The organism is Streptomyces sp. NPDC101152 (genome assembly GCF_044768275.1).
Lineage (GTDB): Bacteria > Actinomycetota > Actinomycetes > Streptomycetales > Streptomycetaceae > Streptomyces.
Genome location: NZ_JBIWPO010000010.1, coordinates 66,814 through 90,890, shown reverse-complemented (window position 1 = coordinate 90,890; position 24,077 = coordinate 66,814). Strand labels below are relative to the sequence as shown.

General features: G+C 71.1%; 24 protein-coding genes and 1 pseudogene. 18 read left to right on the top strand and 7 right to left on the bottom strand.

Annotated features, from left to right (window positions below; all coding sequences use genetic code 11):
* Positions 1–96: 96 nt before the first annotated feature.
* The 9 genes from ACIRVK_RS16000 to ACIRVK_RS15960 all read left to right on the top strand — a co-directional run bounded on the left by ACIRVK_RS16000 (position 97) and on the right by ACIRVK_RS15960 (position 9,962).
* Positions 97–936 carry a tryptophan 2,3-dioxygenase family protein gene (locus tag ACIRVK_RS16000; protein ID WP_404247265.1) on the top strand — a complete coding sequence of 280 codons (840 nt, stop codon included), beginning with the start codon at positions 97–99 and terminating at the stop codon, positions 934–936.
* On the top strand, positions 929–2,128 hold the full coding sequence (gene kynU / locus ACIRVK_RS15995; RefSeq protein ID WP_404247263.1) for a kynureninase: 1,200 nt from the start codon (positions 929–931) through the stop codon (positions 2,126–2,128). Before ACIRVK_RS16000 ends, kynU begins: the two co-directional genes overlap by 8 nt.
* 286 nt (positions 2,129–2,414) lie before the next feature.
* Entirely contained in the window at positions 2,415–3,320 is a 906-nt protein-coding gene (locus tag ACIRVK_RS15990; RefSeq protein ID WP_404247261.1) for an alpha/beta hydrolase, read from the top strand.
* A gap of 163 nt (positions 3,321–3,483) precedes the next feature.
* A complete protein-coding gene (locus ACIRVK_RS15985; RefSeq protein ID WP_404247259.1) occupies positions 3,484–4,527 on the top strand; it encodes an alpha/beta hydrolase in 1,044 nt (347 codons plus the stop codon).
* Positions 4,520–5,767, top strand: coding sequence for an acyltransferase (locus ACIRVK_RS15980; RefSeq protein ID WP_404247257.1), 1,248 nt, complete (start codon positions 4,520–4,522; stop codon positions 5,765–5,767). The genes ACIRVK_RS15985 and ACIRVK_RS15980 overlap by 8 nt, the downstream gene beginning before the upstream one ends.
* The gene (locus tag ACIRVK_RS15975) at positions 5,760–7,154 is read left to right on the top strand and encodes a sensor histidine kinase (protein ID WP_404247255.1); all 1,395 of its coding nucleotides are present in this window, start codon (positions 5,760–5,762) and stop codon (positions 7,152–7,154) included. Before ACIRVK_RS15980 ends, ACIRVK_RS15975 begins: the two co-directional genes overlap by 8 nt.
* Complete coding sequence (locus tag ACIRVK_RS15970; RefSeq protein ID WP_404247253.1) at positions 7,151–7,825, top strand: response regulator; 675 nt, start codon at positions 7,151–7,153, stop codon at positions 7,823–7,825. The genes ACIRVK_RS15975 and ACIRVK_RS15970 overlap by 4 nt, the downstream gene beginning before the upstream one ends.
* A 104-nt stretch (positions 7,826–7,929) precedes the next feature.
* On the top strand, positions 7,930–9,300 hold the full coding sequence (locus ACIRVK_RS15965) for a sensor histidine kinase (RefSeq protein WP_404247251.1): 1,371 nt from the start codon (positions 7,930–7,932) through the stop codon (positions 9,298–9,300).
* Positions 9,297–9,962, top strand: coding sequence for a response regulator (locus ACIRVK_RS15960; protein ID WP_404247249.1), 666 nt, complete (start codon positions 9,297–9,299; stop codon positions 9,960–9,962). The genes ACIRVK_RS15965 and ACIRVK_RS15960 overlap by 4 nt, the downstream gene beginning before the upstream one ends.
* Here the strand turns inward: ACIRVK_RS15960 and ACIRVK_RS15955 are convergent.
* Positions 9,959–10,393 (bottom strand): SRPBCC domain-containing protein, encoded by a 435-nt coding sequence (locus ACIRVK_RS15955; RefSeq protein WP_404247247.1) that lies wholly within the window; start codon positions 10,391–10,393, stop codon positions 9,959–9,961. The genes ACIRVK_RS15960 and ACIRVK_RS15955 overlap by 4 nt on opposite strands.
* 58 nt (positions 10,394–10,451) lie before the next feature.
* Entirely contained in the window at positions 10,452–11,387 is a 936-nt protein-coding gene (locus tag ACIRVK_RS15950; protein ID WP_404247245.1) for a protein kinase family protein, read from the bottom strand.
* 189 nt (positions 11,388–11,576) lie between these two features.
* Here ACIRVK_RS15950 and ACIRVK_RS15945 point away from each other — a divergent pair, with 189 nt between their 5' ends.
* The 4 genes from ACIRVK_RS15945 to ACIRVK_RS15930 all read left to right on the top strand — a co-directional run bounded on the left by ACIRVK_RS15945 (position 11,577) and on the right by ACIRVK_RS15930 (position 13,805).
* On the top strand, positions 11,577–12,038 hold the full coding sequence (locus tag ACIRVK_RS15945) for an SRPBCC domain-containing protein (protein ID WP_404247243.1): 462 nt from the start codon (positions 11,577–11,579) through the stop codon (positions 12,036–12,038).
* Positions 12,035–12,379, top strand: coding sequence for an ArsR/SmtB family transcription factor (locus tag ACIRVK_RS15940; protein WP_404247241.1), 345 nt, complete (start codon positions 12,035–12,037; stop codon positions 12,377–12,379). The genes ACIRVK_RS15945 and ACIRVK_RS15940 overlap by 4 nt, the downstream gene beginning before the upstream one ends.
* Positions 12,380–12,434: 55 nt before the next feature.
* Positions 12,435–12,965, top strand: a complete 531-nt coding sequence (locus tag ACIRVK_RS15935; protein WP_404247239.1) for a DinB family protein — start codon at positions 12,435–12,437, stop codon at positions 12,963–12,965.
* 75 nt (positions 12,966–13,040) lie between these two features.
* Positions 13,041–13,805 carry a maleylpyruvate isomerase family mycothiol-dependent enzyme gene (locus ACIRVK_RS15930; RefSeq protein WP_404247237.1) on the top strand — a complete coding sequence of 255 codons (765 nt, stop codon included), beginning with the start codon at positions 13,041–13,043 and terminating at the stop codon, positions 13,803–13,805.
* A gap of 18 nt (positions 13,806–13,823) precedes the next feature.
* Here the strand turns inward: ACIRVK_RS15930 and ACIRVK_RS15925 are convergent.
* A pseudogene (locus ACIRVK_RS15925) lies at positions 13,824–14,195 on the bottom strand (hypothetical protein).
* A 109-nt stretch (positions 14,196–14,304) separates the two neighbouring features.
* Here ACIRVK_RS15925 and ACIRVK_RS15920 point away from each other — a divergent pair.
* The 3 genes from ACIRVK_RS15920 (at position 14,305) to ACIRVK_RS15910 (ending at position 17,638) form a co-directional block, all read left to right on the top strand.
* Positions 14,305–15,009: a TetR/AcrR family transcriptional regulator gene (locus ACIRVK_RS15920; protein WP_404247235.1), complete on the top strand. Its 705-nt coding sequence runs from the start codon at positions 14,305–14,307 to the stop codon at positions 15,007–15,009.
* A 123-nt stretch (positions 15,010–15,132) separates the two neighbouring features.
* Positions 15,133–16,338, top strand: coding sequence for a cytochrome P450 (locus ACIRVK_RS15915; protein WP_404247233.1), 1,206 nt, complete (start codon positions 15,133–15,135; stop codon positions 16,336–16,338).
* A 151-nt stretch (positions 16,339–16,489) separates the two neighbouring features.
* Positions 16,490–17,638, top strand: coding sequence for an acyltransferase family protein (locus ACIRVK_RS15910; protein WP_404247231.1), 1,149 nt, complete (start codon positions 16,490–16,492; stop codon positions 17,636–17,638).
* 24 nt (positions 17,639–17,662) lie between these two features.
* Here the strand turns inward: ACIRVK_RS15910 and ACIRVK_RS15905 are convergent, their stop codons facing one another.
* Both ACIRVK_RS15905 and ACIRVK_RS15900 read right to left on the bottom strand, forming a co-directional pair.
* Positions 17,663–19,231, bottom strand: a complete 1,569-nt coding sequence (locus ACIRVK_RS15905; RefSeq protein WP_404247229.1) for an ABC transporter permease — start codon at positions 19,229–19,231, stop codon at positions 17,663–17,665.
* Positions 19,231–20,115 (bottom strand): ATP-binding cassette domain-containing protein, encoded by an 885-nt coding sequence (locus tag ACIRVK_RS15900; protein ID WP_404247227.1) that lies wholly within the window; start codon positions 20,113–20,115, stop codon positions 19,231–19,233. Before ACIRVK_RS15900 ends, ACIRVK_RS15905 begins: the two co-directional genes overlap by 1 nt.
* Positions 20,116–20,207: 92 nt before the next feature.
* Here ACIRVK_RS15900 and ACIRVK_RS15895 point away from each other — a divergent pair, with 92 nt between their 5' ends.
* The gene (locus ACIRVK_RS15895; protein ID WP_404247225.1) at positions 20,208–20,696 is read left to right on the top strand and encodes a GbsR/MarR family transcriptional regulator; all 489 of its coding nucleotides are present in this window, start codon (positions 20,208–20,210) and stop codon (positions 20,694–20,696) included.
* 158 nt (positions 20,697–20,854) lie between these two features.
* Here ACIRVK_RS15895 and ACIRVK_RS15890 read toward each other — a convergent pair whose 3' ends face one another.
* On the bottom strand, positions 20,855–22,366 hold the full coding sequence (locus ACIRVK_RS15890) for an APC family permease (protein WP_404247223.1): 1,512 nt from the start codon (positions 22,364–22,366) through the stop codon (positions 20,855–20,857).
* A 188-nt stretch (positions 22,367–22,554) separates the two neighbouring features.
* Here ACIRVK_RS15890 and ACIRVK_RS15885 point away from each other — a divergent pair, with 188 nt between their 5' ends.
* A complete protein-coding gene (locus ACIRVK_RS15885) occupies positions 22,555–23,148 on the top strand; it encodes a Uma2 family endonuclease (RefSeq protein WP_404247221.1) in 594 nt (197 codons plus the stop codon).
* Here the strand turns inward: ACIRVK_RS15885 and ACIRVK_RS15880 are convergent.
* Complete coding sequence (locus ACIRVK_RS15880) at positions 23,126–23,956, bottom strand: diacylglycerol kinase (protein ID WP_404247219.1); 831 nt, start codon at positions 23,954–23,956, stop codon at positions 23,126–23,128. The two genes, ACIRVK_RS15885 and ACIRVK_RS15880, sit on opposite strands and share 23 nt — an antisense overlap.
* Between the last annotated feature and the right edge of the window lie 121 nt (positions 23,957–24,077).

Here is a 24,077-nt window from a genome sequence, read left to right as displayed (position 1 = left end):
GGGGGCGACGCCCGAGGATTCGGGTGGGGACCGGGGCCCCCGTGTCGGTAACGGCAGGGGCGGACCGCCACCCGGAGTACACATCAGGAGACAGCGATGTCCCACGAGGCTCAGGAACCGCAGGAGCCCGAGACCCCGCATCTCGACTTCGCCGGCACGACGCCGTACGAGGACTACGTCAAGGCGGACGTGCTCACCCACCTCCAGCACACCCTCTCCGACGATCCCGGAGAGATGGTCTTCCTGGTCACGACCCAGGTCATGGAGCTGTGGTTCACCGTCATCGTCCACGAGTGGGAGACCGCCGCCCGGGCGCTGCGCTCGGACGACGTCCCGACCGCGATCGCCGCCCTGAAGCGTTCGGTACGGGAACTGGAGGCGCTGAACGCCTCCTGGAAGCCGCTCGGCCAGCTCACCCCCGCCCAGTTCAACTCCTACCGCTCCGCCCTCGGCGAGGGCTCCGGCTTCCAGTCGGCGATGTACCGCCGCATGGAGTTCCTGCTCGGCGACAAGTCCGCGTCCATGCTGGTCCCGCACCGCGGCGCGCCCCGCGTCCACGCGGAACTCGAGAAGGCGCTGCACGAGCCGAGCCTGTACGACGAGGTGCTGCGGCTGCTCGCCCGGCGCGGGTGCGCGATCCCCGGCTCGGTGCTGCGGCGCGACGTCTCGCGGCGGTACGAGCCCGACGACGCCGTCGAGGCCGCCTGGACGGCGATCTACGCCGGCGACGAGAGCGCCGAACTCGCCCGGCTCGGCGAGGCGTTGACCGACGTCGCCGAACTGGTGTGGCGCTGGCGCAATGACCACCTGGTCGCCACCCGGCGCGCGATGGGCGCCAAGCCGGGCACCGGCGGCTCGGCCGGCGTGGCCTGGCTGGAGAAGCGGGCGCGGAACAACGTCTTCCCCGAGCTGTGGACGGCGCGGTCCCATGTCTGAACTCACGGTCAAAGCTGAGAAGTTGGATGCTGCTGACGAACTGGCGGGCAAGCGCGCCGAGTTCGTCCTGGACGAGGTCGTCTACCTGGACGGCAACTCGCTGGGCGCCCTGCCGGCCGCCGTACCGGACCGGGTGGCGGACGTCGTCCGGCGCCAGTGGGGTTCGCTGCGCATCCGCTCCTGGGACGAGAGCGGCTGGTGGACCGCGCCGGAACGCATCGGCGACCACATCGCCCCGCTGGTCGGCGCGGCGCCCGGGCAGATCGTGGTCGGCGACTCGACAAGTGTCAACGTCTTCAAGGCACTTGTGGGCGCGGTACGGCTGGTGCGGCTCGCCGCCGATGCCGGGGTGCGGGACGAGATCGTCATCGACGCGACGACCTTCCCGACCGACGGTTACATCGCCGAGTCGGCGGCCCGGCTGACGGGCTGCACCCTGCGCCCGGTGACGCCGGCGGAGGTGCCCGGGGTTCTCTCCGGCCGTACGGCCGCCGTGCTGCTCAACCACGTCGACTACCGCACCGGCCGCCTGCACGACCTGCCCGCGCTGACCGCGGCCGTGCACGATGCCGGCGCGATCTCCGTCTGGGACCTGTGCCACAGCGCGGGCGCCCTGCCGGTCGGCCTGGACGCGCACGGCGTGGACCTCGCGGTCGGCTGCACGTACAAGTATCTGAACGGCGGCCCGGGGTCGCCCGCGTACCTGTACGTCCGCCGAGACCTGCAGGACCGTTTCGACTCCCCGCTGCCGGGCTGGAACTCCCACGCGGAGCCCTTCGGGATGCGGCCCGACTACGAACCGGCGCCGGGCGCGCTGAGAGGACGGGTCGGCACCCCGGACATCCTCTCCATGCTCGCCCTGGAGGCGGCCCTCGAGGTCTGGGACGACGTCACTGTCGAGGCGGTCCGCGCCAAGTCCCTCGCCCTGACGGACTTCTTCCTGGAGTGCGTGCAGGAGTACGTGCCCGGAGGACGGGTGGAGTCACTGACTCCGGTGGCGCACGAGGAGCGCGGCAGCCAGGTGGCGCTGCGCTGTGCCGACGCCGGGGACGTCATGAAGCGGCTGATCGAGCGGGGGGTGGTCGGGGACTTCCGTCACCCGGACGTGCTGCGCTTCGGATTCACACCCCTGTACGTCGGGTTCGGGGATGTGGAACGGGCGGCTCGGGTGCTGGGGGAGGCCCTGGGGTAGCCGTCAGGTGTGCGGTTTGCGGTGCTTTGTTGGGGTGTGGGCCGGGCGGGCCGTGGTGCCGCTCGGCCCACGCGCGCGTGCGGGGACGGTATGGAAGCGTCATCCCGAACCGTCTTCCCCTCACCGAGCGTGACGTCCGCGTGTCCGCGCACGTCACCGGCCTGGTACCGTCCCCGCCAACGGCTGGATGTCTCTCCTGGCCCACACCCTGGCCCACACCCTGGTACGCCACCCCGGTTCGCCATCCCGGTTCGCCAAGTCCGTTTCGTCGTTGAGAGGTTGGAGCATGCCGGACGACGCCGCAGCAGCCCGTGCCGCCGCAGAGGAGGAGTCGGCCTTCTCACACCTCACCGTCGAACCCGACGTCACCGCCGCGTACGGCGACCACCCCGACCAGGTGATCGACTTCTACGCCCCGCGCGTGGACGTCGTACCCGGCACGCTCGCCCCCATGGTCGTCGTCCTGCACGGCGGCGCCTGGCGTGCCCGGTACGACCGCGTGCACATCACCCCGTTCGCGGACTTCCTGGCCAGGCGCGGGTTCGCCGTGGCCAACGTCGAGTACCGGAGGGGGGCGGCCCCGGCGGAGGACGGCACCGAGCAGGAAGCCGGATCCGAGGGCGTCCCGGTCGCCGGTCGCTGGCCGGACACCTTCGACGACGTCGCCGCCGCGCTGGACGCGCTGCCCGGCCTGGTCCGCGAGCTGCTGCCGCAGGCCGACCCGCGGCGCATGGTGCTCACCGGTCACTCGGCGGGCGGCCACCTCGCCCTGTGGGCCGCGGCCCGTCACCTGTTGCCCGCCGACGCGCCCTGGCGCACCGGCGGCCCCGCCCCGCTGCGCGGCGTGGTGGCCCTCGCCCCGATCGCGGACTTCGCCGTCGCCGAGAAACTGGACGTCTGCTCCGGCGCCACGCGCCAACTCCTGGGAGGCGAGGAGAGGTTCGCCGAACGGCAGCCGTACGCCGACCCCGCCCTGCTGCTGCCGACGGGCATCGCGACCACCCTCGTCCAGGGCCGTACGGACGAGGTCGTACCGCAGGCCGTCGCCGAGTCGTACGCCGACGCGGCGGCGAAGGCCGGCGAGGTGGTGGGCCTGACCCTCCTGGAGGACGTCGGTCACTTCCCCCTCATCGACCCGGCGGCGGACGCGTGCGCGGTGGTGGCGGAGGAGATCGCCCAACTGGCCTGGTGACGCGCCCAGTACACCGGCCCCGAGGCAACCCCCTCCATACCCGTAGTACCTGAGAGCTACGCCCCACAACAGCTCCCAGGCGGGACGCCGACGACACCCCCCGCTCCGTAACTTCCCATCCAGGCAAGCCCGATGGCCGGGCGGACGGGGAGGGAAGACGACCATGGGGCAGGAGACGGGGGAGCGGGCGAGGGGACGTACGCCCACAGGTACGCCCGAACGCCGAAGCCCTCACCGGTGGCGTCGCACCGCCCTCGCCGCCCTGATCTGCGCCGCCGTGGTGCTCCCCCTCTCCGCGGCGACCCGCCCCGACATCCCGGCCCCGCCGCCCGCGACCCTCGCCCCCCTCACCCCGGCCACCCTGGACGCGGCCTACCGGGCCAACCGTGAGGACGCCGCCCGAGCCTCCCGCATGGCCGAAGCCCACGGCGACCGTTCCCGTGCCGCCGCGGACCGTACGCTCGCCGCTCCCTCGCGCCACCTCCTCCAGTTCGACGGCAGGGGCGCGGGCGAGGCGACGGAGGTCCTGGGCGACCTGACCCACGCCGACCACATCGCCGTCCTGGTCCCGGGCTCGGACACCTCCCTCGACACCTACGCCCGCTTCCACAGCGCGGCGAGCGCCCTCTACCGACGCCTCCTCCAGGAGCAGCCGACAGCTCCGCGCACCGCGGTCGCGGTCGTCGCCTGGCTCGGCTACCGGACGCCCGGCACGGTCAGCCCCAGCGTCCTCACCGCGGGCCGCGCCGACCAGGCCGCCCCCCACCTGCGGGAAGCCCTCCGCGACCTCCGCCGGGTCGCCGGTGACGGACCCGGCATCTCCCTGCTCTGCCACTCCTACGGCTCGGTCGTCTGCGCCCGCGCGGCCGCCGGCCTGGACGCTCTGGGCGTCACCGACCTGGTCCTGGTCGGCAGCCCCGGCACGGGAGCGGGTTCGGCCGCCGCCCTCCACACCCGAGCCCGTGTCTGGGCGGGCCGCGGTGCCGGCGACTGGGTGGGCGACGTACCGCACATACGTGGCCGCCTCCTCGGTTTCTTCGGCCCCACCGTCGGCTTCGGCACCGACCCCGTGGCCCCGGCCTTCGGCGCCCGCGTCTTCGCGGCGGGTCCCGGCGGTCACAGCGACTACTTCACCCCGGGCTCGACCTCCCTGACCAACCTCGCCCGGATCGTCCTGGGCGACACCAAGGAAGTGACGCATGCATGAGCTACGACGCACCGCCGAGCGCATCGACGCCGCCACGCCGCCGCACCGTGACCGCGCGGTCGACGCCCTGCGCGCCTTCGCCATCCTCGGTGTGGTGCTCGGCCACTGGCTGGTCACCGCCCTGGTGGCCGACGGCGGCACCCTGCACACCAGCAGCCCCCTGCAGTACATGCCGTGGCTCGCCCCGATCTCCTGGGCCTTCCAGACCTTGGCCGTGTTCTTCCTGGTCGGCGGCCACGTGGCGACACGCAGTCACGCGGCGGCCCGGGCCAGGGGCATACCGTACGGAAGCTGGCTGGCCGCCCGTCTGTCCCGGCTGTTCAAACCCGTGGCGGCGGTCCTCACCCTGTGGACGGTCGTCACGGCCGCCCTCCTCCTGACGGGCGCCCAGCTCGACACGGTCCGCACGCTCGCCAAACTCGCCCTCTCCCCGCTGTGGTTCCTCGTCGTGTTCGCCGCCCTGACCGCGGCGACGCCCCTCGTCACCCGGCTCAACCCCGTGTGGCCGCTGGCCGTCGTCCTCCACGTGGACCTACTCCGTTTCGGCCTCGGCGCCCCCCAGAGCCTCGGCTGGGTGAGCCTGGCAGCCGGTTGGCTGGTGCCGTACACCCTGGGCGCGGCCTGGACCCGGGGCGAGCTGGACCGCGCACGGTCCGGCTGGGTCCTGCTCATCGGCGGTACGGCGGCGACGGCGGCCCTCGTCGCCTGGGCGCACTACCCGGCCTCGATGGTCGGCGTTCCGGGCGCGTCCGTCTCCAACCTGGACCCGCCCACGCTGGCCGCGGTCACCTTCGGCCTGGCCCAGTGCGGCCTCGCCCTGCTGCTGCGGGAGAAGCTGCGCCGTGCGATGCGGCGGCCCCTGGCCTGGGCGGCGGCGGCCTTCGTGAACCTGTCCGCGATGACGATATTCCTCTGGCACCAGACGGCCCTGATGGCGACGACGGCCACCGGTCTGCTCGCCGGCCGTCTGCCCGGCCTGCACACTCGTCCCGACACCCTGGCCTGGGTGGCGGCCCGGCTGGCCTGGCTGCCCGTCTTCGCCCTGACCCTGGCCGTGTGCTGGACCGCCTTCCGCTCCTACGAGCAGGGTCATTCGTCCGAGCGAGCCGACCGCCGGCACCCATACCGCCCCCTGCGCCTCCGGCATGGCAACGGGGCCCGGGCGACGGGCGGTTCGCGCATCGTGCGGTCGCATCGGCCGCCGGACGGAGCGACCGAAGCGAGGGCCCGCCGTGTCTAGGCTGATCCGCGTGACGGAGAAGGGGATCCAGCGGCTGCTCGGCGGCCGTGTCCTGGACGCTCTGCGGACCCTGCGCGACGACCTGTGGACCGTCCGCCCGCACCCGCTGCCGCCGATGGTCCGGCCGCGACGGCTGCGCCGACTGCCGCATGTCGTGCTGTGCGTGACGGCGTGGGGCATCACGGTGGGCGGGCTGGCGCAGCTGACGGACAACGGCAGTCAGGGGTTCGGGGCCGCCTTCGCGATCGCGCTCACGCAGGGCGGCTCCGTGGTCGTCGCCCTACGACGGCCCATCCTGGGGTGGTGGCTGTCGACGGGGGCCACGCTGGTGGGCGCCATCCAGCTGCACTCGCGGCTGGGCGGCCCACCGGGGTCGGAGTTCACCTGGCCGTGGACCACTGCCGGAATCCTCGCGCAGATGCTGGTCCTGCTGCTGCTCGCGCTGCGGGTCCCGACCCGCGTGGCCAGCGAGGCACTCGGGGTGACCGTAGTGGTCACCTACCTCCTCGAAAGCGTGTGGGGCAGCCAGGTCCACCATCCGACCGGCGTCCTCGCCCTCGCCCTGTTCACGATCGTCGTGGTCCTCGGCATAGCGATTCGCGGCCGCCGCGAGGCACGCGTCGAGCTCGGCCGGCAGGCCACGCTCACCGCGGAGGAGCGGGCCCGGCGCACCCTCCTCGAGGAGCGCAACCGCATCGCCCGCGAGCTGCACGACGTGGTGGCCCACCACATGTCCGTCATCTCCATCCAGGCCCAGGTCGCCCCGCACCTCGTGGCCGACCCCTCCCAGGAGCTCAGGGAGAACCTCGAGGGCATCCGGCAGAACGCGCTGGAGGCCCTGACCGAACTGCGCAGGGTGCTGGGCGTCCTGCGGTCGCAGGGCCCGGACGCGGACGCGACCGAGGACGGCGACGCCGAGCACAGCCCGCAGCCCACGCTGGAGCGGCTGGGCGCGCTCGTGGAGAACACCCGGGCGGCCGGTCTGACGGTGAGCGTCCGGACCGTCGGCGAGCGCCGCTCGTTGCCGTCCGGCGTGCAGTTGTCGGCGTACCGGATCGTGCAGGAGGCGCTGAGCAACGTCCTGCGCCACGCACCGGGCGCGAGCGCCCGCGTCGAGGTCCAGTACATCCCCTACGGTCTGCAGGTGGACGTCGTGAACTCGCGCCCTGAGCGGCCGGCTCCGGCGTCGCCGGGCGCGGGGCACGGGCTGCTCGGCATGCGGGAACGGGTCGCCATGCTCGGCGGGGACCTGTCGGCGGGCCCGCAGCCCGACGGCGGCTACAAGGTCTCCGCGTTCATACCGGTCAACACCCTCGCCGGCGGTCTGGAGTACGGGCCGAACGGCGGTCTCGTGTACCGCGACCCCGAGAAGGACGACACCGCATGACCAGCAGTCCCATCCGCGTGCTCATCGCCGACGACCAGCAGATGGTCCGGCAGGGCTTCACCGTGCTGCTCAACGCCCAGCCCGGCATCGACGTGATCGGCCAGGCGGTGGACGGCCTGGACGCCGTGACCAAGGTCGCCGAACTGACCCCGGACGTCGTCCTGATGGACATCCGCATGCCCGAACTGGGCGGTATCGAGGCCACCCGCCGCATCACCACCGAACGCCCGGACATCAAGGTGCTGGTGCTCACCACCTTCGACCTCGACGAGTACGTGTACGAGGCGCTGCGCTCCGGCGCGTCCGGCTTCCTGCTCAAGGACGCCTCCGCGGACAAACTCGCCGAGGCGGTACGGGTGGTGGCGGCCGGCGACGCGCTGCTCGCGCCCGGCATCACCCGACGGCTGATCGCCCAGTTCTCCCAGCTGGACGGCAGACCCCGGGCCCCGCTCAAGGAACGCGTCGGCGACCTGACCGAGCGGGAGACGGAGGTCCTGGCGCTGATCGCGCAGGGCCTGTCGAACGCGGAGATCGCCGAGCGCCTCGTGGTCGCCGAGCAGACCGTGAAGACCCACGTCGGCCGCATCCTGGTGAAGCTGGGCCTCAGGGACCGCACACAGGCGGCGGTGTTCGCGTACGAGTCGGGACTGGTGCGCCCGTCCGGGTACTGACCCGTACCCCGCGGCACCCGTACCCGTAGTACCTGAGAGGGAGGCCGCAGGACCATCCTCACTGGTGACGCCCGCTACCCGGGCCGAGGCCTACCGTTTCCAACGTGACCGAGACGACCCAGACGCAGCGGCTGTCGCCGGATCCGGCGGACAGCGCATACGAGCCCTACAAGCCGCGCAGTCCCGAGGCCCGGGCGGCCGCGGACGCCCTGCGCGGGCTGCGGCAGGACCTGTTCAAAGGCGCCTTCGCCTATCGCCCGTTGCCCCGCCTGGGCCCGCAGAGCCCGTTCGTGCGCCGCCGGTCCGGCCGCTTGCGCGAGTACGCGATGTGGACCCCGCACGCCCTGATCATCGCGGCCGGCGCCCTGGTGCTGCTCATCGCCACGAACAACGACAACAGCGGCGCCGGCGTCAACGTGATTCTCGGCCTGTTCACCATGGCCCCGGTGGTGCTGACGGCGATGCGGCCCGTCGCCGCGTTTTGGCTGTCGATGGCCGTGTCCCTGTTCGCCGCCGTGTGGACGGGCGGCTGGAACGACGACTGGCCGTGGCTGCCGGGCAACTTCGTCGCCCATCTGGTGGTGCTTACCGTGGTGGCGATACGCACCCGGCCGCGCACGGCGGCATGGATGTGGCTGCTTACGGCCGTGTACGGCGCCGCGTCGGAGAGTCTCTTCCGGGGCGGGCGCTACATGCCCTCCAACACCATGGAGATGCTGTTCCTCTCCGCCCTGGCCCTTCTCGCCGTCACCATCTGGCACATACGCCGCGAGGCCCGGCAGGAGGTGAGCGCCCAGCAGACGGTGACCGCGCACGAGCGTTCCCGGCGCACCCTGCTGGAGGAGCGCACGACGATCGCCCGCGAGCTGCACGACGTGGTGGCGCACCACATGTCCGTGGTCGCCATCCAGGCGGAGGCCGCCCCCTACCGGGTGCAGAACCCGCCGCCCGAGCTGGAGAAGGCGTTCGCCACGATCCGGGAGAACGCGGTGGCGGCGCTGACCGAACTGCGCCGTGTGCTGGGCGTGGTCCGCGCCGAGGACTACGAGGCCCCGGATGCGCCCCAGCCCACCCTCGCCGACCTGGACGGACTGCTCGCCAATGTGCGCGAGGCGGGCCTGGTCGTCGACAAGGTGGTGACCGGCGCGGTGCGGGAACTCCCGCAGGGCGTCGAGCTGTCGGCGTACCGCATCGTGCAGGAGGCGCTGAGCAACACCCTGCGGCACGCCCCGGGGGCGGCGGCCCGCGTGGAGATCGGCTACGTTCTGGGCGGACTCGGCCTGCGCGTGGTCAACGGCCCGCCGCCCGAGCCGTCGCTGATCAAGCCCTCGCCGGGCGCGGGCCACGGCATCACCGGTATGCGGGAGCGGGTCTCGATGCTCAGCGGGGAGATGACGGCGGGCCGGACGGACGAGGGAGGTTACGAGGTGACGGTGTTCCTGCCGGTCGCCCCCGTGAGCGAAGGGGACGCATGACCATCCGCGTACTGATCGCGGACGATCAGATGATGGTCCGCGAGGGCTTCTCGGTCCTGCTGAACGCGATGCCGGACATCGAGGTCGTTGGCGAGGCGGTCAACGGCCGGGAGGCGGTCGACCGGGTCCGCGAACTCTCCCCCGACGTCGTCCTGATGGACATCCGCATGCCCGAGCTGAACGGCATCGAGGCGACCCGCGAGATCGTGGCCGCCGACACCACGTCGAAGGTGCTGGTCCTGACGACGTTCGACCTGGACGAGTACGTGTACCAGGCCCTGCGATCGGGGGCGTCGGGCTTCCTCCTGAAGGACGCCTCGGCCCGCCAACTGGCCGACGGCGTACGGGTGGTGGCGGCCGGGGAGGCCCTGCTCGCCCCCTCCGTGACCAGACGCCTGATCACGGAGTTCTCCAGGATCTCCGAGTCACCGCGCCTGGTCCACTCCGCCCAGGCGGCCTACGGCGACCTCACCGACCGGGAGACGGAGGTCCTGGTCCTCATCGCCCAGGGTCTGTCCAACGCGGAGATAGCCGAGCGCCTGGTGGTCGCCGAGTCCACGATAAAGACCCACGTCAGCCGCATCCTGGTGAAGCTGGGCCTCAGAGACCGCACGCAGGCGGCGGTGTTCGCGTACGAGGCACGGCTGGTGACGCCGGGCTAGTCCAACTGATCGAGGACGGCGGGCAGACCCTTGCTGAGCATCTTGCCGCGGACGCTGCCGAGGACCTTCGCCATGAGGAACCCGCCGGCGCCGGTGAAGCCGGTGTGGTCATAGGTGAACCGGGTCCCGCCGGCGTGGGGTTCGAGCCGGTAGACGACCTCGGTCACCTCACCGCCGCCCTCGTCCTGCCACGAGTAGCGCAACAGCGAAGGTTCACGCACCTCAAGCACCTCACAGACGACAACCCCGCTCCACCCGGGCTTGGGCCTGGCCACAAACCGAAACCGCGTCCCCGGCACGGTGGCAAACCCTTCCGGCCGCGCCCCCGCTCCGGTCGCCGTCCACCGCGGAATCAACTCCGGATCGGTGACCGCCCGCCAGACCTTCCCAGGAGGGTGCGGATAGTCGCGGACTATGTGGATGGCGCTCATGGGGGCTCCTCGGGGAGGGGTCGGCCACCGACCGTCAGTAATTACAGTCACTAAAAAATTACTGTAGCAGTAATAATCTCGGAAGTGGGTGCTCAGCGGCGACGCGACCTGTCCGCATCCAGCGCCCGGCGAAGCGCCTCCGACGGGTACGGGGTCTCCCTGTTCTCGTCCTGTAGAAGTCCGTCATCACTGCGGCGAGCGGTGCGTGGCGGGAGAGGATCGACCTTGCTGCTTGCGGCCCGTCCGGCGGGTCCTCCCCTTCCGCGCAGGCGCGGACAGGGGCCTCGCGTTCTTGCCGCCGGTAGCCGTAGAGGGCCGTGATCAGCCTGTTCACCAGCCAGCTGCGCGTGTAGCAGTGATCGTAGGTCCGGTGCAGTTCGAAGAAGCTCGTCTCGCAGGGTGAGAGATCGAATCGGGAGGAGAGGGCGAGGCCGTAGTCGGCGAAGTAAAGGCGTCGGCCGTCGAACAGGATGTTCTGGAAATGGGCGTCGAAGTGCAGCAGTCCGCGAGCGTTCATGAAGGACGTGCCGGCCTCCAACTCGCCCTCCACCAGGGAACAAGCCCGGTCGGCCGACTCTTCGCCAGCCTGTACCTGCCCAAAGAGCCACTCGTCGAGCGTCTGAGGGATGTACTCCAGGAAGAGTGCCAGGCTCGCGGAGGACTGCTGAAGGGCCTCGATATGAGGGCGTACCTCCGGGCCGCCTCCCCAGTAGTCCACGGCCGGCTCCACGTCCGGGAGTTCTCCGCTGAGTACGGTCGTGTCAGGCAGCACCCGCCAGTGGTACATCAACGGAAACCCCTGGTACCGCCCTCCCGGAACCCAGTTGGTCGTCATGGTGTGGGCGGCGAGCTCCCGCCACGCCCCGAAACTGGGCCCGATCGGCCCCGGCCCGCCAACGCCGTACTGGCAGAAGGCGGGAAGCCCGAACAGGTTCGCCGTGGACCGTACGTGCTCCGGAAGAAGCTCCACATCCGTGAGTGGTACCCGCTTCACGAACGCCGACTTCCCCCCGACCTCGTGCGTCCTCTGGTGCGCCGGCCCCCTCAACCGCTACCTGCATCGGAATGCCGACCTCGTGGCTCCACGCGACAGTCGCCGTCCATAAATGCAACCACCTAGTTGCGCATGCCGCCCCGAATGTGCAACCTTGAGGTAGCGTATCCGGTCGACGTGAGGTTGCTGATGATTCCCAACACGATCGAACGCACCATCGTGATCAATGCGCCCAGGGAACGAGTCTGGTCCGTTCTGACGGAACCCGCATTCCTGGGCCGCTGGTTCGGCAGTGGGGAGGCGGTCAAGATCGACCTGCGTCCCGGCGGTCTTGTGGTCTTCGACCATGGCGTTCATGGTGTCATTCCCGCCCGTATCGAGACGGTCGAACCCCCACGCGTCCTGTCCTGGCGGTGGTCTCAGGGTGCCGCCGGTGAAGAGCCCGACGACACCAACGCCACCCTGGTCGAGTTCACCCTGGCCACGGACGAAAGCTCTGCGGGAGGCACCCGGCTCACCATGGTGGAGAGCGGTTTCGCGAGCCTGGGGCTGCCCGCCGGCGAGGCCGCCGACCGGCAGCGCGCCAACAGTCAGAACTGGCCCGGCAAGCTCGACCAACTGCGGGCGGACTGCGAACAGACCACGGCATGACCAGCACCACCGAGGGTGAAGTGGCCCCTGAGGACGTATTGGTGGCCCTGGCCGACCCCATCCGCCGAGAGGTGCTGACCGTCCTCGTCCGCGAGGGCGGCGCGACCTCGACTTCCCTGGCAGCGGGGCTTCCCGTCACGCGCCAGGCGGTGGCCAAACACCTGGCCGTCCTCGACCGCGCCGGACTGGTACGCGCCCATCGCGCCGGACGGGAGGTCCGCTACGAAGCCGACCTGCAGCCGCTGAGGCAGGCAACGCACTGGATGAACGCCCTCGCCACCCAGTGGGAACACCGCCTCGCCGCGATCAAGGACCTGGCGGAAGGGGCCACCGGGCCCTGAGCCGGGGAGGGCAACGAGGACAGCGCCCGGCCTATATGCCTCCTACGGTCGGTCCATGACCACTTCGTCGCCAACGCCATCCCCGTCTCTCCCAGGCGAGCACGATGATCTGCTGCACGCGCTCGCGGAGCAGCGGACGTTGCTGCTGATCACCGTGCGCGGGATCACCGACGCGCAGGCCGCGGAGCGCACGACGGTGAGCGAGCTCACCCTGGGCGGCATTCTCAAGCACCTCACTCAAGGTGAGCAGGTCTGGGCGCAGATCATGAGCAAGGGGGATGGAGAACTGCCGGACGGCATGCTCGACTTGGAGCAGTACCGCATGGTCGACGGCGAGACGCTCGCCGGGCTGCTCGAGCAGTACGCCGCTGCAGCTCGGAGAACCGAGGCGTCCGTGGCCGCCCTCCCGGACCTCGGCCGGAGCGTTCCTCTTCCCAAGACGCCCTGGTCCCCACCGGAGACCGTCCACTGGTCCGCACGTCGGATCCTGCTGCACCTGATCAGGGAGACGGCCCAGCACGCCGGACACGCGGACATCATCCGCGAAGCGCTCGACGGGGCCAGCACCACAGCTCAACGCAACTAAGAGCGCCCGGCAGTAGGCGTGCTGGGCGGTCTTAATCGAGTGCGAGAGTCCCGGTCGGGGTGATACAAGGTCCGCGTGACTGATCATCTCGACTTCCCCACCCTGCTGCGGAGGATTGACGAGCGTTCCGCCGCGTTCCGCGCCACCGTCGCCGCGGCCCCCAGCCTCGACGCCGATGTCCCGTCCTGCCCGGGCTGGACGCTGTACGACCTGGCGAACCACCTCAGTGAGGGGGACCGCTTCTGGTCCTACATCGTGCTCAACACCGCGCCGGGCGACGAGCGGCCGAACAAGGACGGGCTGGCGGCGCCCAGGGAGCGCGAGGCCCTCACAACCTGGCTGGCCGACTCGACGGAGCAGCTGCTTACTGCTCTGCGCGAGGCCGGCCCGGACCGGGGCTGCTGGGCCTGGTGGGAGCCGCTGGCCTCGCCGCACACGGTGGCCGCCGTGGCCCGCCGCCGCGTCCCGGAGTCGCTGATCCACACCTACGACGCCCAGCTGGCCTCCGGTACCCCGCAGGAGCTGCCGACGACCGAGGCGGGCGACGCCATCGAGGAGTTCCTCGCCACCGTCTGCACCAGCACGGTCCCGTGGCCGGGCGAGCCCGCCACCATGGACTACCACGCAGCCGAGGCTGGCTCCTGGCGCCAGACGGTGGACGCCACCGGTTCCCGCTTCACCCGCCTCACCGCGGCGGAGGCCGCAGGGAGCAGGCCCACCGCCGCCATCTACGGCACGGCGAGCGAGATGGCCCTGCTCATGTACATGCGCATCCCGGCCGGCTCGCTGCGGATGGAGGGCGACGCCGACCTGCTCCAGCAGCTGCAGGACTGGGGCTGAGGCCGACCGGCAGATGGATCACTTGAGGCGTCGGGTGGTGGGGCGGCCGTCCCGGCGGTAGCGCGGGGTCGCGCGGCGGATGAGCATACGCAGCGTGACGATCGCCGCGGACAGGTAGAGGTGGAAGTCCACGACGCGGCTGCGCTTCTCGGTACAGCGCCGCAACTTGCCGAAGCCGTTCATCCACGCGTGGCTCCGCAATGCGCTCGTGGCCGGAGCCGTGGACCAGCGCCAGCCGATCACGCGCTCGAAGACGGTCCGGTCCGCGATGCGCGGGTTGTGGCAGCCAAGCGGACGCGCGTCGACGTGTTCGGGCAGCAGAGCCACGAACCGGTCCCACAGGGGTCCGAGCAGGCATGATGGCAGGACAGGGACGAGCCCTCCGGTGATCACTGAGCGTAGAGGACTCCATGATCACCTGGGCTCGTGCCTGCTCGGTATCCGGGGGCGTGCCGGGCATGCCCGGCACGCCTGCTACTGGGCGCTCTAAGCTCCCGCCATGAACACCCGCACCGTGGACTGGACGGCACTGCGTCGTCGCGAGGAGGAGCCCGCCGGCGAGGGGCTGCGGGAGCGCAAGAAGCGGTTGCTGCGGCAGCGGCTGTCGGACACCGCCACCGAGATGTTCCTGGAGCGGGGTTTCGACGCGGTGCGGGTGGCCGAGATCGCCGAGGCCTGCGGGGTGTCGGAGAAGACGGTCTTCAACCACTTCCCGACGAAGGAGTCCCTGGTACTCGACCTCGGCGAGACCACCCTCGACTCCCTGCGCGCCACCCTCCCCGACCCGGCCCTCTCGCCGGTCGAGGCCGTGCTGGAGATCCTCTCCGCCGAACTGGCCGCCATCACCTCCTGGCTCGCCGCCCAGCCGAACCCGGCCGATGCCAAGGCCGCCCTGCTGCGTTTCGCGGCGCTCATCAGATCCACCCCGTCCCTGCGCGCCTACCACCGTGACATGACCGACCAGCAGGTCACCGTCGCCGCCGAGATCCTGGCCCGACGCGCGGGTACGACCCTGGACGCCCCCGAACCCCGGATCGCCGCGGCGGCGCTGCTGGCCCTGTGGCCGCTCCAGTTCCAGGCCCTGCACCGGCACCTGAACCGCGCGGAAACGCCGGAACGGCTGTACGAGGAGGTCACCGCCGAGGTCCGCCGCGCCGCCCGCCTCCTCGACACGGGCCTCGGCTCATGGGTGCTCCCGAGCTGACGGTTCTCCGGCGGTCGCCAGCTAACACCACACGTACAGGACTCCGTCGTCCAGTGGACCCGTAGCGCAGCCGTTGAAGAACACCCCTGGTCAGAGCCCGGCGCCCCGGGTTAGCGTCCGGGCATGGCAGCCTTCGATCCCTGGGACCCGGCGTTCCTCGCCGACCCCTACCCCGCCTACGCCGAGCTGCGTGCCAAGGGGCGGGTGCACTACTTCGAGCCGACGAACCAGTGGCTCGTGCCGCACCACGCCGACGTCTCGGCGCTGCTGCGGGAGCGGCGGCTGGGGCGGACGTACCTGCACCGGTTCACGCATGAGGAGTTCGGGCGGACCGCGCCGCCGCCCGAGCACGAGCCGTTCCACACGCTCAACGACCACGGCATGCTCGATCTGGAGCCGCCGGACCACACCAGGATCCGTCGGCTCGTGTCGAAGGCGTTCACGCCGCGCACGGTGGAGCGGCTGAAGCCGTACGTCGACGCCCTCGCCGGCGAGTTGGTGGCCGCGCTGGTCGAGAAGGGCGGCGGGGATCTGCTCAGCGACGTCGCCGAGCCGCTGCCCGTCGCCGTGATCGCCGAGATGCTGGGCATCCCGGAGTCGGATCGCGGGCCCCTGCGGCCCTGGTCGGCCGACATCTGCGGGATGTACGAGCTGAACCCGTCTCAGGACACCGCAAGGAAGGCCGTGCGGGCCTCCGTCGAGTTCTCCGCGTACCTGCGTGAGCTGATCGCCGAGCGGCGACGGCGGCCCGGCGACGACCTGATCTCCGGGCTCATCGCCGCCCACGACGAGGGCGACCGGCTCAGCGAGCAGGAGATGATCTCCACCGCCGTCCTGCTCCTCAACGCCGGTCACGAGGCCACCGTCAACGCCACGGTCAACGGCTGGTACGCCCTGTTCAGCAACCCGGCGCAGTTGGCGGCCCTGCGCGCCGACCACTCCCTGGTCCCGGCCGCCGTCGAGGAGGTGATGCGGTACGACACCCCGCTGCAGCTGTTCGAACGCTGGGTCCTGGACGACATCGAGATCGACGGCACCGTCATCCCCCGGGGCGCCGAGGTCGCCATGCTCTTCGGTTCCGCCAACCACGACCCCGAGGTCTTCCGGAACCCCGAGCGGCTCGACCTCACCCGCGAGGACAACCCGCACATCTCCTTCAGCGCCGGTATCCACTACTGCATCGGCGCCCCCCTGGCCCGTATCGAACTGGCCGCCTCCATGACGGCCCTCCTGGAGAAGGCCCCCGCACTCGCCCTCGCCGAGGAGCCGAAGCGGAAGCCGAACTTTGTGATCCGGGGGTTGGAGGGGCTCTCGGTCACGGCCGGTTGAACTGCTCGGCCGGGCGCCGCGTACCCATCCCTGGGGCGGCACCGTGCCGCTCCCGACAAGGGAGGGCCGAACGATTTCACTGAGTGCGAGCCCTCCGGCCGGCAGCACGAGCACCCTCGAGTCGCCCGCGGCGAGGGCGCCTGAGGAGCGGGTGGCCCGGCCGCAGTTGCGCGGGCTTGACGGTCTGCGCGGGCTGGCGGCCCTGTACGTGGTCCTGTTCCACTGCTGGCTGTACACCTTCCCGGGGTATCCGCACAGTTCGGCGCCGGGGTGGCTGGGCGGGCTGATGTTCGGGCGCCTCGCCGTCGTCTTCTTCCTGGTGCTGTCCGGCTTCTCCCTGGCCATCTCCCCGGCGCGGCACGGCTGGCGCTCGGACGGTGTCGCCCGGTTCCTGCGCCGACGCGCGTGGCGCATCCTGCCGCCGTACTGGGCGGCGCTGGCCCTGAGTCTGCTCGTCTCGCTGTTCGTGGTGCCGGCCTCGCACTTCGGCCCTCCCACCGCTGCGTCGGCTGCGGTGTACGGCTTCGTCGCCCAGGACGTGTTCACCGCGCCGACCCCGAACGGTGCCTTCTGGTCGATCGGCGTGGAGGCCGAGCTCTATCTCCTCTTCCCTCTGCTCCTGTTCGTCCGGCGGCGGTGGAGCGCGGCGGTCATGGTGGCGTGCGTCGCCCTTCCGGTGATCGCCTACGGCCTGACGGCGCCGGGCGCGTCCCCGGTGGAGGGCGACAACTGGCTCGCTCCCCATCTCGCACCGGTGTTCGCGGCGGGCGTGGTGGGCGCGGGCGTCGTCGCCGCGCCGGAGCGGATACGGCGCCTGCCCTGGGGCTGGTTCGCGCTGCTGGCCGCCCTGCCCGTCGCCGGTCTCGGTGTCGTCCGGGGCTCCGTGTGGAGCGTGCACCACTACTTCTGGGTGGACCTCGCCATCGCTCCCGCGATGACCATGCTGATCGCCGCGGTCGCCACCGGCCGGCCCGCCGTCGTCGTACGGTTCCTGACCGCGCGGCCCGTCCAGGGGCTCGGCGGCTTCTCCTACAGCCTGTACCTGATCCATCTGCCGATCGTCATGACCGTGATCCGGCGCGTGGCCCCGCACGTCGTGGCGCCCGGGCTGCCCACCTTCTTGTTCACGCTCGCGGTGGCCCTGCCGGTCTCGTTGCTCGGGGCATGGCTGTTCTCCCAGGTCTTCGAGCTGCCGTTCAAGCGCAACCGGTCCTGGTCATCGATGATCGCCTCGGCTCAGCGGCTTCGCAGTACGCGCAGCGCCCGCACCACCGCCAGCGCCCAGAGCACCGCGCCCTAGTGCCGCGGCCCCAGGCGGTCCCGGTCAGGCCCCGAGGTCCCGCCGTCGAAGGGCCGCCAGGCCCGCGCCCACCAGCACCACCGCCATCCCCAGCAGGACCAGCACCGGCCCCCACTCCATCGATCCGCCCGGCAGTTTCGGCAGATGGCCGTACGGCGAGATGTCCAGCACCGCCCGCGGAGCGTTCAGCGCCGGTCCGACCCAGCCCACCAGCAGCACCGCTCCGGCGACACCCCAGGCCGCCACCGCCGCCCGCGGCAGCAGCCCGAGCAGCAGGACCGCCACCCCGCCGATCACCCACACCCCGGCGACCTGCACCAGACAGGCGCCCAGGATCGGCCCGACCTGACGGCCGTACCCGAGGGCGAAGCCGAGACCCGCGAGCAGCATGATGAGCACCGAGCCGCCGAAGGCGATCACCAGATGGCCGGCGGCCCAGCGCAGTCTGCTCACCGCGTTCGCGAGGAGCGGTTCCGCGCGGCCCGAGGTCTCCTCGCCGTTCAGCCGCAGCACCGAGGCGACCACGTACAGCGCGGCGACCAGCCCCAGCATGCCGGTCATCGAGGCGAGGAACGCGTCCGTGATGCCGCTGCGCCCGCCCATCCGCTCGAAGAGCTGGCGGGCCTGCCTGTTGTCGCCGACCAGGCCCGCCACGCCGTCCGTGAGGCCGCCGTAGACGACACCGGCCAGGAAGAAGCCGATCGACCAGCCCAGTACACCGCCCCGCTGGAGGCGCCAGGCCAGCGCGCCCGCCGAGCCGAGGCGGCCGGTCGCCGGGCCCGGACGCGTCGGCAGGAAGCTCATGCCCACGTCACGGCGGCCGGCGAGGACGTACGCCACCGCTCCCTGCGCCGCCACGGCGATCGCGAACAGCCCCAGCACCCACCAGCGTTCGCCGGCGAAGGCGCGCAGGTTCTCCAGCCAGCCCAGTGGTGACAGCCAGGTCCACACCGAGGACCCGTCGCTCGTCGCCGCATCCCCCGCCGCGCGCAGCACGAACGCGGCGCCCAGCAGCCCGGCCGTCAGGCCCCGCGCCAGCCGCGCGCTCTCGGTGAGCTGCGCGACGACCGCGGCCAGCGTCGCGAAGACCATCCCCACGCCCGCGAGCCCGAGGCCGAAGGCCAGCGCACCGGCGGCCCCCTGCGCCGCGAGCCCCACGGCCACCAGCAACGCCAGCACACCGGCGGCCACGGCCGCCGCCAGCAGCGCCGCCGTCAGCGAGGCACGGCGGCCCACCGCGCCGGACGCGAGCAGCTCCAGCCGGCCGCTCTCCTCCTCGTCCCGCGTGTGCCGTACGACGACCAGCAGGCCGGTGACGGCGGCGAGCGCGCCCGCGTAGACGCCGACGCGCCAGGCGGTGAGGGCGCCCAGGCCGTCGCCGAAGACCGGGCCGATCAGCGCGCGGAAGGAGGAGTTGGTGGCGACCTGGTGCAGCAGGTTTGCGCGCTCGGTCTCGGTGCCGTACACGCCCTTGAGCGTGTTCGGCATGGACAGGACCATCAGGGCGGTGACCGCCACCCACACCGGGGTCATCACCCGGTCGCGGCGCAGCGAGAAGCGCAACAGCACGCCCGTACCGGTGAGGGAGGTCATCACGCCTCCTGGTAGTGGCGCAGGAACAGCTCCTCCAGCGTCGGCGGCGTCGATGTCAGCGACCGCACGCCCGACTCCGTCAACGTCCGCAGGACGGCGTCGAGTTTGTCCGTGTCGACCTGGAGCCGGACCCGGCGGCCCTGGACGTCGAGGTCGTGCACGCCCGGCAGCCGCGCCAACCCGTTGGGCGGGCCCGCGAGTTCGGCCGTCACGCTGGTCCGGGTCAGATGGCGCAGGTCGGCCAGCGAACCGCTCTCGACCGTACGGCCCTTGCGGATGATGCTGACACGGTCGCACAACTCCTCGACCTCGCTGAGGATGTGGGACGACAGAAGGACCGTCCGCCCCCGCTCGCGCTCCTCCTCCACGCAGCGCTGGAAGACCTCCTCCATCAGCGGGTCGAGGCCCGAGGTCGGCTCGTCGAGGATCAGCAGGTCCACGTCCGAGGCGAACGCGGCGACCAGGGCGACCTTCTGCCGGTTGCCCTTGGAGTAGGTGCGGCCCTTTTTGGTCGGGTCCAGCTCGAAGCGCTCGACCAGGTCCGCGCGCCGGGCCGGGTCGAGTCCGCCGCGCAGGCGGCCGTACAGGTCGATGACCTCGCCGCCCGACAGGTTCCGCCACAGCGTCACGTCGCCGGGCACGTACGCGATCCGGCGGTGCACCTCCACCGCGTCCCGCCACGGGTCGCGGCCCAGCACCTGGGCGGCGCCCGAGTCGGCGCGCAGCAGGCCGAGCAGGACGCGGATGGTGGTGGACTTGCCGGCGCCGTTGGGGCCGAGGAAGCCGTGCACCTCGCCGGCCTCGACCTCCAGGTCCAGGCCGTCCAGGGCGTGGGTACGGCCGAAGGACTTGTGGAGCCCGGCGACCGTGATGGCCTTCGTCATGCCTCAGAACGTACGCTTCTTTCAGAACTTTGTGAAGTTACGGAAGTATCGGAAGTATTCGAAGTCTTCGAACTCTCGATAGGGTGGTGACCATGACGGACGAGGTGGGGCGCGACCCCGAGACGGTCTCGAAGTTCGTGGAGACCTTCGCGGCGCAGCTCGTCGAGGCGGGGATGCAGCGCATGCCTTCCCGGGTCTTCGCGGCGCTGCTCTCCTCCGACGAGGGGGTGCTGACCTCGTCGGAGCTGGGCGAGCAGTTGCAGATCAGCCCGGCGGCGGTCTCCGGCGCCGTGCGCTATCTGACCATGACGCACATGATCGCGCGCGAGCGTGAACCCGGCTCACGGCGGGAGCGCTACCGGGTGCACGGCGACCAGTGGTACGAGGCCCTCACCAACCGCGAGGCCGTCCTCAAGCGGTGGGAAGTCGCCCTGCGCGAGGGCGTGGAGAGCCTCGGCCCGGACACCCCGGCCGGCCGCCGCATGGCGGAGACACTCGCCTTCTTCGAGTTCGTGGACACCGAGATCGCGGCCATGATGGAGCGCTGGCGGGCGCACCGGAGGGAGCGCTTCGGCGACTAGTGCCGCGGCAGGCAGCGGTTGCCCGGTCAGGAGCGGCGTCGTGGGGGCCCCTCCCGCTCGAGCGAAGTCGAGAGTGGGGGAGCGTCCTCTCGGCGTGCCGGGCGTCGCGACGGGGCGGACGTCGCCTGCCGCGGCACTAGCGCGCTCCCTGCGTCGCCCTACCGCTCCTTGGTCTCCTCCAGCACCGTCCGGCCCAGCAGGGCGTACCGCTCGGGGGAGCGGCGCTTGAGGTACTGGGCGTAGCCGATGCCGGTCGCCGCGACCAGGGCGACCAGCCAAGGGGTCGCCTTCAGCAGCAGGGAGCCGGATTCCGTGCCCGCCGCGACGCCCATGTTGGACACCAGCAGCACGACCACGCCGAGCATCGCGACGCCGCCGATGAGTGGGGCGGCGGAGGTCTTGAACCAGTGCCGGCTCTCGGGGTGGTTCCTGCGGAAGTAGACCAGCACCGCGAACGAGCACACCGCCTGCACCACCAGGATCGCCATCGTGCCGAGGATGGCCAGCAGGACGTAGAGGGCGTTGTACGGGTCCTTGCCCGCGGCCCAGAACGCGACGATCAGCACCGCGGAGACGAGCGTCTGCACCAGGCCGGCGATGTGCGGGGAGCCGTGCCGGGCGTGGGTGCGGCCGATGGTGTGCTTCAGCGAGGGCAGGACGCCCTCGCGGCCCAGGGCGTACATGTAGCGGGCGGCGCAGTTGTGGAAGGCCATGCCGCAGGCGAGTGAGCCGGTGATCATCAGCCACTGCATGACGACGACCGCCCAGTGGCCGACGTAGTGCTCGGTCGGGTTGAAGAAGAGGTCGAGCGGGTTCGCGGAGGACGCGGCCTTCACGGCCTCCACCTCGCCGTTGCCGGTGATGGCCATCCAGGAGACGAAGACGTAGAAGACGCCGACACCGAGGACGCTGATCATCGTGGCCTTGGGGATGATCTTCTTCGGGTCGCGGGACTCCTCGCCGTACATCGCCGTCGACTCGAAGCCGACCCAGGACCAGAAGGCGAAGAAGAGGCCGAGGCCGGCGGAGGTGCCCTTGAAGGCGTTGACCGGGTTGACGGGGGCGAGGCTGAAGCCGTGCGGGCCGCCGCCGTGCAGGGCGACGGACACCGCCATCGCGGCGAGGACGGTGACCTCGGTGCCGAGGAGGACGACGAGGAGCTTCTCGGCGACGGAGACGCCGAACCAGGTGCCGGTGGCGTTGATGGCCAGCATGACGAGCGCGAAGATCCACCAGGGGATGTCGATGCCGGTCTGGGTGAGCAGGGTCGTGTGCGCGAAGTAGGAGAAGATGCCGATCAGCGCCGGCTCGAAGACGACGTAGGCGAAGGTGGCGAGCAGTCCGGAGGCCAGTCCGACGGTGCGGCCGAGGCCGTAGGAGATGAATCCGTAGAAGGCGCCGGTCGACGTGATGTGTTTCGCCATCGACGTGAAGCCGACGGAAAAGATTGCCAGGACGACCATTGCGACGAGATAGCTTGCCGGGGCGCCGATGCCGTTGCCCGACGACACCATGAAGGGGACGTTGCCGGTCATCGCGGTGATCGGAGCGGCCGTGGCGACGGCCATGAACACGACGCCGAGCAGGCCGATCGCATTGGGTTTCAGCCGGTGAACGGTGGTCTCACCGCTCGTCGCCGCCGCCGGGGTGACGCCCTCGTCCACTGCCATCGGGTGGCCCCTCTCCCTGTTGGTCCACTGGTGCACTGGACCGGAACTCTGTAGCCCGAATGAGTCGGTCAAGAGTGTCGGGGCGTTAAATGTTTGTCAACCATACCTTTAGATCGGCAAGTGTGATTGATCGGCTACTCTGAGTGGTGGCTGGTCTGCATCACAGGGGAGGGCGCATCATGACGTTGATGACTGAGCGACCGACGATAAGCGGCAGCGGTTTCGAGGAGCTCCTAGACCTCCTCGACGAGCTCCATGTGCCCGACGGCTACAAAGCAGAGATCATCAGGGGGAACGTCGTTGTGTCGCCGTGGTCGAAGGGCTACTACAACCGTGTGATGCGTCTGGTGTGTCGCCAGTTGGAGGCGCGCCTACCCGAGGGGCACCAGATGGATTACGGACCGTTCCTGTTCGTCTTCCCCGGTGAGGCAAGCGCGTTCGGGCCAGACATCTACGCAGCACATGAACGGGTCTTCGAGACGGAGAGCAGCCACTTGGACGGCGAAGGTCTCTCCTTTGCCGCCGAGCTCACCTCCCCCTCCACCCGCAACAACGACTTGACCGTCAAGGCCGATGTCTATGCCAGGGTCGGTGTCCCGGTCTACCTGCTTCTCGACATGCAGGAGAAACAGGCCACTGTCTTCTGGACGCCTTCCCCCAAAGGCTACGAGTCGCATTGCACGATGCCTTTCGGCGGGGAGTTGCCCATGCCCGCCCCCTTCGACTGCACCCTCGACACCACCGGCTTCCAGGCTCCGCCTACGGAGCCCCCGGCACCGTGAGCCCCCACGCGCCCTCCCACACCGTCCAGGTGCGCCTGCGGACCGGGCCCCAGACACCTGCGTCCGCGCGGTAGTGGAAGTCCGTGCCGGAGACGCTCACCCTGCGCCCCGAGGCGAGGAGGGGGGAGGCCTCCGCTCCCACCGACAGGGGTCGGACCTCGACCTCGGCCACGCCCGTCGCGCCCGGGGTCACCGACACCGTCTCCACCGGCTGGTCGAGGTCCACCAGCGTGACACCGTCGACCTCGACGCGCAGGCGGGAAGGGCGGGACGCCGGAAGCGGGGTCTCGCGGGCCGGGACCAGGGTGCGTACCAGCGACTGGGCCGTGCGCAGCCAGGGGCGGCCCTCCTCGGTCTCCGTGGTCCGATGTGCCGCCGAGGGGATCCGCAGGGCGCCGAGGACCACGCCGTCGCTGTCGTCCACCAGCAGGTCGAGCCGGCGTTCGACGCCGTCCAGGACCGCCCGTGCCGCCGCCACCGCCCCCATGGGCACCCCCAGCGCCCCGGCCACGCTCAGCGCACCGCCCACCGGCACCAGCGACAGCGCACATCCGGCCAGTTCCCGCCGCCGGTGCAGGAGGGACACGGCGCGGGCCAGCGCGCGGTCGTCACCGACCACCACCGGCCGCCGCGAGCCCCGCCGGGTCAGTGCGCGGGCGAATTCCTCCGGGCTGTCCGGCAGGCACACCTTGGTCCGCGCACCCGCGCTGAGCACGTCTTTCGCGATACGTACCGACTCCCCGTCCGTCCGTCGGGCCACCGGATCGATGACCACCAGCAGCTGATCGGAAGTCGCGGAAGTCGCCACCTCGGTCCTGCCTCGCTTCCTCGGGTAGCATCTTTGTGCAAGAGCCCCTTGCGCTATTGCGCCAGGGGCTTCGTCTATTCCGGGGCCATCCGGTCCGACGGTTCGCGGCCAACGTTGCTCG